This is a genomic window from Thiohalomonas denitrificans (assembly GCF_016841685.1).
Taxonomy (GTDB): Bacteria; Pseudomonadota; Gammaproteobacteria; order Thiohalomonadales; family Thiohalomonadaceae; genus Thiohalomonas; species Thiohalomonas denitrificans_A.
On sequence record NZ_JAENYR010000101.1, the window covers coordinates 1 to 10,444 of the forward strand.

Annotated in this window: 9 protein-coding genes; 7 read left to right on the top strand and 2 right to left on the bottom strand. The window is 61.6% G+C overall.

Annotated elements, in window-relative coordinates; all coding sequences use genetic code 11:
• Positions 1-325: 325 nt before the first annotated feature.
• The 5 genes from Q7L05_RS15655 to Q7L05_RS15675 all read left to right on the top strand — a co-directional run bounded on the left by Q7L05_RS15655 (position 326) and on the right by Q7L05_RS15675 (position 7,045).
• Complete coding sequence (locus Q7L05_RS15655; RefSeq protein ID WP_303908842.1) at positions 326-886, top strand: pyridoxamine 5'-phosphate oxidase family protein; 561 nt, start codon at positions 326-328, stop codon at positions 884-886.
• 496 nt (positions 887-1,382) lie between these two features.
• Entirely contained in the window at positions 1,383-3,590 is a 2,208-nt protein-coding gene (locus Q7L05_RS15660) for a primosomal protein N' (protein ID WP_303908846.1), read from the top strand.
• A gap of 250 nt (positions 3,591-3,840) precedes the next feature.
• On the top strand, positions 3,841-5,598 hold the full coding sequence (gene argS, locus Q7L05_RS15665; protein WP_303908850.1) for an arginine--tRNA ligase: 1,758 nt from the start codon (positions 3,841-3,843) through the stop codon (positions 5,596-5,598).
• A gap of 10 nt (positions 5,599-5,608) precedes the next feature.
• Positions 5,609-6,172, top strand: coding sequence for an SPOR domain-containing protein (locus tag Q7L05_RS15670; RefSeq protein WP_303908853.1), 564 nt, complete (start codon positions 5,609-5,611; stop codon positions 6,170-6,172).
• A 189-nt stretch (positions 6,173-6,361) separates the two neighbouring features.
• Positions 6,362-7,045, top strand: coding sequence for a zinc metallopeptidase (locus Q7L05_RS15675; protein ID WP_303908856.1), 684 nt, complete (start codon positions 6,362-6,364; stop codon positions 7,043-7,045).
• Between the two features lie 41 nt (positions 7,046-7,086).
• On the opposite strand, the gene Q7L05_RS15680 is transcribed toward Q7L05_RS15675, so the two are convergent.
• Both Q7L05_RS15680 and Q7L05_RS15685 read right to left on the bottom strand, forming a co-directional pair.
• On the bottom strand, positions 7,087-8,052 hold the full coding sequence (locus Q7L05_RS15680; RefSeq protein WP_303908859.1) for an acetyltransferase: 966 nt from the start codon (positions 8,050-8,052) through the stop codon (positions 7,087-7,089).
• A gap of 165 nt (positions 8,053-8,217) precedes the next feature.
• Positions 8,218-8,772, bottom strand: coding sequence for an outer membrane beta-barrel protein (locus tag Q7L05_RS15685; RefSeq protein WP_303908862.1), 555 nt, complete (start codon positions 8,770-8,772; stop codon positions 8,218-8,220).
• Between the two features lie 178 nt (positions 8,773-8,950).
• Between Q7L05_RS15685 and Q7L05_RS15690 the strand changes: the two genes are divergently transcribed.
• On the top strand, positions 8,951-9,508 hold the full coding sequence (locus tag Q7L05_RS15690; protein ID WP_303908865.1) for a hypothetical protein: 558 nt from the start codon (positions 8,951-8,953) through the stop codon (positions 9,506-9,508).
• 393 nt (positions 9,509-9,901) lie between these two features.
• Positions 9,902-10,444 (top strand): hypothetical protein (locus Q7L05_RS15695; RefSeq protein WP_303908868.1); only part of this gene is annotated, 543 nt, incomplete at its 3' end.

Below are 10,444 nucleotides of genomic sequence, written 5' to 3' on the forward strand. Positions count from 1 at the left end.
GGGGCTCCTCGTAATGACAGCGGGGGGAAGTTCATCAGGAGGAGCCACAGCGACGTGGCAATCTCGCTGTTAGGACACCAGATTACTTCGTCGCCGGGGCTCCTCGTAATGACAGCGGGGGGAAGTTCATCAGGAGGAGCCCCGGGCGACGCGCAATCTTGCTGTTTGAGAGGTAGATTGCTTCGTCGCCGGGGCTCGCAATGACAGTGTCGCTGGGATGTACCTCTACCATGCCCGTACTGCGGTTTTACGACTGGCACGGTTGTTTTCCTGCCGTTTGCGTTTACTCTTGATTCTTTTCGACCGGCTTGTACACGAGGATTCGATGGCCAAACTCTACTCCGAGATCGACACTGACATGGCGGCCTGGATCGAGGCCCAGCCCCTGTTCTTCAACGCCACGGCGCCGCTATCCGAAGAGGGCCACGTCAACCTCTCCCCCCGCGGCCTGGATACGCTGCGCGTGCTCGGTCCACGCGAGGTTGTCTATCTGGATTTGACCGGAAGCGGAAATGAAACCGCCGCCCATTTGGGTGAAAACGGCCGCATTACACTGATGTTTTGCGCATTCTCCGGCAAGCCGAAAATCCTGCGGCTCTATGGCCAGGGAAGGGTGGTGGCACCGGGGGAGCCGGAATGGGACTCTCTGCGCTGCCTGTTTCCCGCCAGTCTCAAGGGGGAGCGGCAGATCGTCCGTGTCGATGTGCGCCGGATCCAGAGCTCCTGCGGCTTTGGTGTCCCGCTCATGGATTACCGGAGTCAACGCGACGAACTGATGGCCTGGACCGGGAAAAAGGGACCCGAAGGGATTAAGGAATACCACGCCCGCAAGAATGCTGTCAGCATCGACGGCCTGCCCGCCCCCGGAATGGTTCGGGAGAATTGAGGTCTGGACGGACAGGCCGCGTTGGAGCCAGGAGCCGGATTTTTGATTGCACTAACATAAACTCAAGCCCAATAACAACCCCTTTCCGTGCCTTTTATACACAATTCAAACCCGAGCCCTGTTAGCAGGTGCCGGCTTGCGATAACGCTCCATAAGCGCGTAACGAATTGACATAAACTACGGTTTTAAAAGAGCTTTTTTGATTGGTTATTTTATGCGCAATTTACAAACGCGTAACAATGCTGCGGCCCAAGGGGCGATTTTCCCAGTCTGTCCACAAAGTTATCCACAGGATTTGTGGATAATTCGACTACTTTTCGGACAGATAGATAGCCAGGAGCCTGTCCGAGAACATTATTTTCGTTCCTCAGCGCCAACCTCCATTTTGGAGCCCATTGCTATTCTCGGACAGCCTCCCCGGTCATTTTCCGGAGATTCGGTCTTAAATCACTACCGTAAAACGGCTGTTTTAACCATCGGATGTTAGACTGCCTCCATGCCTGAGCCCGTCTTTCGAATCGCCGTTCCCTCCCCTCTGCGACGACTGTTCGACTACCTGCCACCAGGGGCTGTCGCAGGCGGGACGATAACACCCGGCCAACGGGTTAGGGTCCCGTTCGGGAAGCGACAGGTGGTCGGCGTTCTGGTCGAGGTCGTCGACCACACGGATATTCCCGCCGAACGCCTGAAACGGGCCACCGAATGCCTGGACCGGGAGCCGCTCTGGAGCGAGACCGAAAGACGCCTGCTGGACTGGGCGGTGGACTACTACCACCACCCTCCGGGGGAGGTGTACCAGACTGCGCTGCCGGTGCTGCTGCGCCAGGGGCGTGTCGCGCGTGCGGCCGGCATCCAACGCTACCGGGCCAGTGAGGCGGGCCTGGCTCAAGCGAAGGGAGAGCCGCGGCGCGCGCCCAGGCAGGCGGTGCTGCTCGATCGTCTGCGAAGTGAGCCCGAAGGCCTCACTGCCGGGGCGCTGGCAACCGAATTCGTCACCTGGCGCCCGGCGCTGGCCCGCCTGCAGGAACGGGGCTGGGTGGAGAGTCTGGAGGGATCCTGCCTCCCCGCACCGCAGGCGGACCCCGAAGGTGAGCGGCCTCTGTTGAACCCACCTCAGGAGGCGGCGATCGCCGCGGTGGCCGACCATGGTGTGGGATTCGGTGCCTTTCTGGTCGACGGCGTCACCGGCAGCGGCAAGACCGAGGTCTACCTGGGGATGATCGAGCGGGTCCTCGCCGCCGGCCGGCAGGCTTTGGTGCTGGTGCCGGAGATCGGCCTGACCCCGCAACTTATCGAGCGTTTCCGGAGACGTTTCCCGGTTCCCATCGCCGTCCTCCACTCGGGGCTCTCCGATGGTGAGCGGCTCTGCGCGTGGCTGGCGGCCCGTGACGGCAGCGCCCCCGTGGTCATCGGCACCCGTTCAGCGGTGTTCACCCCCATGGCCGACCTGGGGATCATCGTGGTGGATGAGGAGCATGACCCCTCGTTCAAACAGCAGGACGGCTTCCGCTATTCCGGACGGGACGTGGCGGTGATGCGTGCGCGTCTCAGTGATGTTCCCGTGGTGCTCGGCTCGGCCACTCCGTCAGTGGAGACTCTGCACAATGCCCAACTGGGACGTTACCGGCCGCTGGTGCTGCCGGAGAGGGCCGGGACGGCCCTGCATCCGGACCTGCACCTCATCGATATCCGGCACAATCCGCTCACCGATGGTCTCTCCGAACCACTGCTCAAGGCCGCCGAGCGTCACATCGCGGCCGGCGGGCAGGTGCTGATCTTCCTCAATCGGCGCGGTTACTCTCCAACACTGTTCTGCCGCGGTTGCCGCTGGCAGAGCAGTTGCGAGCGCTGCGATGCCCGCATGGTCTACTATGCGGGTGCACGGCGACTGCGCTGCCACCACTGCGGTGCCGATCGGCGGCTCCCGACCGAGTGCCCGGAGTGCGCCAGCGCGGACCTGGCGCCGGTAGGGCAAGGTACCGAACGGGTGGAAGAGTCCCTGCGCGGCCGCTTTCCGGAGGTGGGACTGGTGCGCATCGATCGGGACAGCACCCGCCGCAAAGGGGCCATGGGCGATCTGCTGGATGAGGTGCGGGGCGGCCGTGCACGAATCCTGGTCGGCACCCAGATGCTGGCCAAGGGCCATCACTTTCCCGAAGTGACCCTGGTGGGCATCGTCGGTGCCGATCAAGGCCTCTTCAGCGCCGATTTTCGCGCAGCCGAACGCATGGCACAGCTCATCATCCAGGTCGCCGGCCGCGCCGGGCGGGCCGAGCGCCTCGGCGAGGTACTGATCCAGACCGAGTTTCCCGAGCATCCGCTGCTCTCCGGGCTGGTTGAACACGACTACGGCCACCTGGCCCGAGGTCTGCTCGATGAGCGCCGTGAAACCGGCTGGCCACCCTTTTCGCACCTGGCACTGCTGCGGGCCGAGGCGGTCGACCGCGACGCGCCGCTCGCCTTTCTGGAAGAGGCGCGCAGGTTGGCCGTGGGCTACGGCCTGCCGGGGGTGGAGATTTGGGATCCGGTTCCGGCCCCCATGGAGAAGCGCGCCGGGCGGGTCAGGGCCCAGCTGCTGCTGCAGTCCGATCAGCGCTCCACCCTGCATCGCCTGCTCGCCGGCTGGACGCCGCAGCTGGAGGGCCTGAAGACCGGGCGGCGCGTCCGCTGGTCGCTTGACGTCGATCCCGGCGAGATGTTTTGAGCCTCGCGGGAGAACGCCTCCATTCCCGGTGGAGGGCCGCCCCCGGCGCGATACTCCATAACGAAAACCACCGCCGGAGCGCCTTCCTAACCGCCAGTATGTTGCCCTCGCTCACGGAATGGCAATTTAAAGCCGCCTGCGGTGGATACCCACTGCAAGATGCAAGATAATAAGCGGCTTCACGCGACGGGCGCCGTCGCGGCTGCTAATTTTCCATCCTGCACCTTATCACCGGTATTGATTTAGCCTGATGAAACATCACCTCGAGGACCTGGTTCGTACGGCACTGGAGCGCCTGCGCCATGATGGCGAGCTCGAATGCGAAGTGCCCAACTTCACCATCGAGCGCACCCGCGACAAGAAGTTTGGCGATTTCGCCTCCAATGCGGCCATGCTGCTGGCGAAACCGGCGCGTCGCAAACCGCGCGACATTGCCGAACTGATCATCGATCGCCTGCCCTCTTCGAATCAGGTCGCCAATGTGGAGATCGCCGGGCCGGGCTTTATCAATTTCCATATGACCCCGACTGCCTTTCAGGCCGTGGTCGGCCAGGTGTTCGAGGCCGGCGAGGCGTTCGGCCGCTCCACCATCGGCAATGGCAAGCGGGTACAGGTGGAGTTCGTCTCGGCGAATCCCACCGGCCCGTTGCACGTGGGCCACGGCCGCGGCGCCGCCTACGGCGCCACCGTAGCCGACCTGCTCGCCGCTGCCGGCTTCGAGGTGCATCGCGAGTATTACGTGAACGATGCGGGCCGTCAGATGGATATTCTCGGCGCCAGCGTCTGGCTGCGCTATCTGGAGCTCTGCGGGGAAGAGCTGGTCTTCCCGTCCAATGGCTACAGGGGCGATTACATCTGGGATATCGCCGCCTCCATTCACCGCGACCACGGCGACGCCTTCCGCCATTCCGCTGCAGCCGTGTTCGAGGGAGTAGCGGCGGATGAGCCGGTCGGTGGCGACAAGGAGGCGCATATCGACGGCCTGGTGGGCAAGGCCAGGACCCTGCTGGGGGAAGAGAGCTACCGGATAATCTTCGATACGGCACTCGATGCCATCCTCGGCGACATCCGCCGCGACCTCGAGGAGTTCGGCGTCGCCTACGAGAAGTGGTTCTCGGAACGCACCCTGGTGGAGTCGGGCAAGGTGGACGCGGCCATTGAACGGCTGAAGGCGTCGGGACACCTCTATGAAAAAGAGGGCGCCCTATGGTTCCGTTCCAGTGACTATGGCGACGAGAAAGATCGCGTAGTGGTGCGCGAGAACGGTGTGAAGACCTACTTCGCCTCCGACATCGCCTACCACATGGACAAGCTCGAGCGCGGCTTCGAGCGGGTCATCGATGTCTGGGGCGCCGACCACCACGGCTATGTGCCGCGCGTGAAGGCCGCCATGGAGGCCATCGGCGACGATGCCTCGCTGCTCGATGTGCTGCTGGTGCAGTTCGCCATCCTCTACCGGGGCGGCGAGAAGGCGCAGATGTCGACCCGCTCCGGTGAGTTCGTCACCCTTCGCGAGCTGCGCGAGGAGGTCGGCAACGATGCCGCGCGCTTCTTCTACGTAAGCCGCAAGTGCGAGCAGCATCTGGATTTCGACCTGGACCTGGCCAAGTCCCAGTCCAATGACAATCCGGTCTACTACATCCAGTACGCCCATGCACGGATCTGCTCGGTGATGCACCAGCTGAAGGAGAAGGAGCTGTTTTACGACCGCCAGGCCGGGCTGCGCCATCTGCCGATGCTCAAGGAGGACCACGAGCAGGCCATGCTGCAGACCATCTCCCGCTACCCGGAGGTGGTCGAGGCGGCGGCCCTGGTGCATGAGCCGCATCAGCTCGCGCACTATCTCCGCGAACTGGCCAATGACTTCCATACCTATTACAACGCCCATCAGTTCCTGGTCGAGGACAGTACGCTGCGGGATGCACGGCTGGCACTTATCCTGGCCGCAAAACAGGTCCTCGCCAACGGCCTCTCCCTGCTCGGCGTCTCCGCGCCGGAAAGCATGTAGCGGACGACTTATGACGCGTGATTACGCCAGAAAGGCCAAACAGGAGCCGATGGTTCCGCCCTGGTTGTGGATGACCACCGGCCTGCTGATCGGGCTGTTCGTGGCCTTTCTGTTCTACATCAACACCGACCGCGAGGTGCCCGGAGGCGAAGCCAGTGCACCGGCGCCGGTTTCGAAGCCGCGCCTGGTGCCACCCACAACGAAACAGCAGCCGGAATCCGCCCCGACGAAGAAGAAAGACCGGGTCCGTTTCGATTTCTACAAGCTCCTGCCCGAGTACGAGGTGATGATCCCGGAAGAGGACCTGCAGAAACCGGAACTGAAAGAGACGCCGCCGGGAAAATACCTGCTCCAGGCAGGCTCTTTCAGCACGGCGGATGATGCCGATACACGCCGGGCACAGCTGGCGCTGCTGGGCCTGGTCGCAAGGGTCCGGACCGTGACCATCGACGACAAGGACACCTGGCACCGTGTGCAGCTGGGCCCCTATGAAGACCTGGAAAAGCTCGAACAGGCGCGAAAACTGCTGCAGAGCAACGATATCGAGTTTTTGCTACTGAAGACCAAAAATTGACGAACGGAATTGATAGGCTGTGTCCAAAGCGGTAAACCGGAGTCATTTACCGCAGCGACACACCATCTTCGCGGCTCCCGCCAGGACCGCAGATGGGCGCACTGGACGGCGGGCACGCCCCGCCGTGTGGCGAGACGACAAGGAAGGTTCAGATGAATAGTTCGAGCGACTGCTCGACGGATAATCTAAATGCATATTGCACTGTTTATTTTGCTGCTGCTGGGGCTTTTGTTTGGCCCGCAGCTTTGGGTGCGTTATATCTTCAAGCGATACAGCCGGGAGCGACCCGATCTTTCCGGGACCGGCGGCGAGCTGGCGCAACACCTCATTGACCGGTTCGCCCTCACCGGCATTCGCCTGGGCACTACCGAACAGGGCGATCACTACGATCCCGAGACCCGGATGGTCCGATTGACCCCCGACGTACACGACGGACGCAGCCTGACCGCAGTGGCTGTGGCCGCCCACGAGGTGGGACACGCCATCCAGCACCATCAGGGGGAGTCCCTGTTTTCCACCCGAAACCGGTTGGTCATGTTGGCCCAGACCGCACAGCGCGGCGGTGCCGCAGCCCTTATGGTGGTCCCGGTGGTCACGGCGTTGACCCGAGTCCCGGCCAGCGGTCTGCTGCTGTTCGGGCTCGCCATGGCGAGCCTGGGCAGTGCCGCGGTGGTCCACCTGGTGACCCTGCCACTGGAGTGGGATGCAAGCTTCGGCAAAGCCATGCCGATCCTTCAGCGAGGCAAATACCTTCAGGAGAAAGACCAGCGGTCGGTACGCCGGGTGCTGCGCGCAGCGGCCTTCACCTATCTCGCCGCATCACTGGCGAGCCTGTTGAATGTCTGGCGCTGGTGGCGGGTCTTGAGGCGATAACGGCCTGAAGGCCGACCCACATGGTCGAAAATCGGGTCGGGCTAGTTCTTCCCGTATGCCGCCTGGAGCGCCGCTATGAAGGCATCGAATCGATCGGCGGGCAGGGCGTTGATCCCGGCCGCCGCCTTGCGGCCTCCGCCGGTCGGGAACTGGCGGCAGAGGTCATCCGCTCCCTCCGGATTGGCCGTGGGTGAGCGTACGCTCACCTGGTAGTTGCCGTCGGGCAGCATCGACAGCAGGGCGTGGGCGCGCTCGGGACGGCGTCGGGCCAGTGCATTGCCATATACCCCTCCCACGCGCCGGCTCCACTTGGCATCCGGCAGGACGTAGACGGCATAGGTATCGGTTTCCAGTTCGGGGCGAAGGGATTCGGCACGGGCCATGTCGGCGTGGAATCCCTCACGGAGTTCTTCGTAGGCCGGGTCTTCGACCATGAAGACGAAAGGGTTTGTATAGGGGCGCAGCCGGCGGTAGAGATCGTCCGGTGTAAAGAAGAGGTCATCGACGCTGGCACCGTAACCGTTATAATTGAGGCAGATTCCGAGTTCCTTGAGGGACTCGAGCTGCCTCTCGTTCAGCTGAAGCGGCCCGGCCGCACGTAGTGCCGCGTCGGTGAGGTTGTCGCCGAATGCCGCAGCCACCGCCCAGGGGCGGTACCGTCCTTCCAGCCGGGCATCCACCAGCAAGGCTGTGCAGACGTCCGAGGCGGTATCGATGAGCACTTCAAGGTTCGGGTGTTCGGGGAGTTCCCCCGCGTAGTGATGGTCGATATAGCGAACGGCGGCTCCCGCCTCCAGGAGACGCTTCACCCCGTCGCGGTTCTTGTCGAATGAAACGTCGAGCACGGTTACCCGATCGCCCTCACCGGCATGCACCCGGGCCAGCAGGGCAATGTCCCGCTTTACGCCAGTCACCAGGACAGCATCATCGGCGGGTTCGTGCAGGCGAAGCTGGTGGAGTGCACAGATGCCGTCGGCATCGCCGTTAAAAACGTCGTAATAAGTCATCGCGGTGCCGTTTCCCGGTTGCTTCCGCCCATAAGGCTATCAGCTAACCGTGGATACTGCCGCAAGGGTCTGCTTCTGGCCGGGATTCCACCGTTCCGAACAGGTGACGACACGCGGCAGGGCTTTGACCCGGCCGGGCGGGGCCGGGTCGAATCGGAAAAAGCCTCAGAACCGGGTAACTACGCCCAGGGACACGGCGTCGATGTCTTCATCGCCCACGTCCATGAAACGCTCGACCTCCAGGCGCACACCGACCTGTTCAGTGATCGAGTACTCTGCCCCGAGTCCGAGTGTGGCATCCGTGCCGGAATCATCACTCACCGGTACGCCGGCTCCATCGACCGTGGTATCCCAGGCAAAGGCACCTACCTTGCCGAATACCGAAGTGTTGGGCGTAATCGGATAATGCCCCAAAGCCGCAAGCTCGAACCCGTCCACCTCGACATCGCCGCCGTTGGCTTCGTACTTGCCGAGATAGGCATAACCCAGCTGAAAGCCCAGCCAGCGGTTGTGCTGATAGCCACCGAAGAGTTTGCCGCCCCACTCCTCGTCAAAATTGCCTACGTCGTAGTCTGCCCAGGTACCGTTCAGGCCGACATACCATTGCGGTGCATCTCTATCCGCCTCCAACAGTCCCGGAGTATCCTGAGCCACTGCTGGTGACGCTGCGGCCCCCAGTGCGGCGAAAAGTCCACCGCAAATCCAGTTTGCTTTTTTCATGGTTACCTCCCTGTTTAAAAGTCTTTCCGTCATGCGCACAGATTAGCCATTGACTGCCGGGTTCATATCGTGGCGAATACGCAGAACCGCCGGTCATTTTCGCAAGCCCGCCACAGACTGCCTGTTGTGCGTCGAGGGATCCGTTGCTACGACTCTCGATGAGTAGCCTGGAGGTCGGATGCAAGAACCGAACTATGGCGAGATCGTTTATCGCCTCGACAGACATGACCGTATTTTTCGGGTCAATGAAAGCTGGAATCGCTTCGCTAGCGCGAACGGCGGTTCCGAGCTGCGTGCGCCCCGGATCCTGGGGCGGGTGGTCTGGGATTTTATCGTTGGTGAGGAGGTGATTCGGTTAAATCAGGCGCTGTTGGAGAGGGTTCGGAGCGGGCACCACATCTTTGACCTGCCGTTCCGGTGCGATGCGCCTGCCGTTCGCCGCTTCATGCTCATGGATATATGGCCCCTGCCCGACAGAGGGGTTGAATACCGCTGCCGTGTTCAGTACCGCGAGATGCGGAAGCCCATCCGTTTGCTCGACCCCAAAGAAAGAAGAGAGGGGAAGCGGCTCCGCATGTGCAGTTGGTGTCGGCGGGTCGACGTAGGCCGCAACACGTGGCTGGAAGTGGAAGACGCCATCTCTCTGCTTGATTTGTTCCTTCGGGAAAAACCGCCACCGATCACCCATACGCTCTGCCCGCGGGATAAACACCTGCTTGATCACGCAGATCAGTAAACCCCATACGTGCTGCCTTATGCACAGTCCTGTGGGAAGCGCGAAGGCGTCGTACGGAAGTGGCCGCGCAGAGCGGAAACAAGCATAAAATCGTCATAAGTCAATGAAATCATGAAAATTAAATCGGTGGTCAGAAAATATTCAATTTGAGGTTAGGCGCACAGCAGTACGGGTTGGAAGCGGCTATCCGCAAACTGTCCACAAAGTTATCCACAAGTTTTGTGGATAAGCAAAAGCGGTTCAGGCGCAGTCGGTTAGTGTGTACCAACGAGGATTTTTCCGGAGAATTCAGCGATCATTCAAATGGGTGAAGCATTTAATTGTTTTTAGTTAGGCCTTCCCGGACAATTCGGGAGGGACTTTTCAGCCCCCACCTATAAGGAGAATAAAAACATGCGCTCTTTTTTGCTTTTTCTACTGGCGGCCACTTTTTCCCTGAGTGCCGCGGCCAAGCCCTCGCCGGAGAGTGCTCGGGAGGTCATCGACTTTTACTTCAACGGCCAGGAGCAGGGTATCGTGCTGGTCGACGTAAAGCTGTGCGCGGACGTATACAGCGAAGGGGAGTCGAAGAACGAATGCAAAGACGAATTGCAGCCGAACGCCCTGGAGAAAGGTCAATCTTTCATGCTCTGGATGGCCTTTATGGTGCCCGCCGATATGGATCCGCAAAAGGTCACGATGCACTTCAACCACAAGGGGGAGGACCTGGATGTGAAAACCGCCAGTGCCGCCAGCTCGCTGCGCTACCGGACCTGGCGAAAGGTGACGCTGGACCGCAGCGGCGACTGGACCCTTAAAATCAGCCATGATAACGGCTCGGACATCGAATTGTTGAAAGAGCTCAACATCAAGGTACAACCGGCGGCAGTTGAAGTCGCGGCACAGCCGGAGCCGGCCGAAGTCGAGGCACAGCCGGAGCCGGCCGGAGCCGAGGCG

What these genes read in the sequence shown, in the direction of transcription:
- Q7L05_RS15655 (WP_303908842.1), top strand. Translation starts at nt 326, where the DNA reads ATGGCCAAACTCTACTCCGAGATCGACACTGACATGGCGGCCTGGATC.
- Q7L05_RS15660 (WP_303908846.1), top strand. Translation starts at nt 1,383, where the DNA reads ATGCCTGAGCCCGTCTTTCGAATCGCCGTTCCCTCCCCTCTGCGACGA.
- argS (WP_303908850.1), top strand. Translation starts at nt 3,841, where the DNA reads ATGAAACATCACCTCGAGGACCTGGTTCGTACGGCACTGGAGCGCCTG.
- Q7L05_RS15670 (WP_303908853.1), top strand. Translation starts at nt 5,609, where the DNA reads ATGACGCGTGATTACGCCAGAAAGGCCAAACAGGAGCCGATGGTTCCG.
- Q7L05_RS15675 (WP_303908856.1), top strand. Translation starts at nt 6,362, where the DNA reads ATGCATATTGCACTGTTTATTTTGCTGCTGCTGGGGCTTTTGTTTGGC.
- Q7L05_RS15680 (WP_303908859.1), bottom strand. Translation starts at nt 8,052, where the DNA reads ATGACTTATTACGACGTTTTTAACGGCGATGCCGACGGCATCTGTGCA.
- Q7L05_RS15685 (WP_303908862.1), bottom strand. Translation starts at nt 8,772, where the DNA reads ATGAAAAAAGCAAACTGGATTTGCGGTGGACTTTTCGCCGCACTGGGG.
- Q7L05_RS15690 (WP_303908865.1), top strand. Translation starts at nt 8,951, where the DNA reads ATGCAAGAACCGAACTATGGCGAGATCGTTTATCGCCTCGACAGACAT.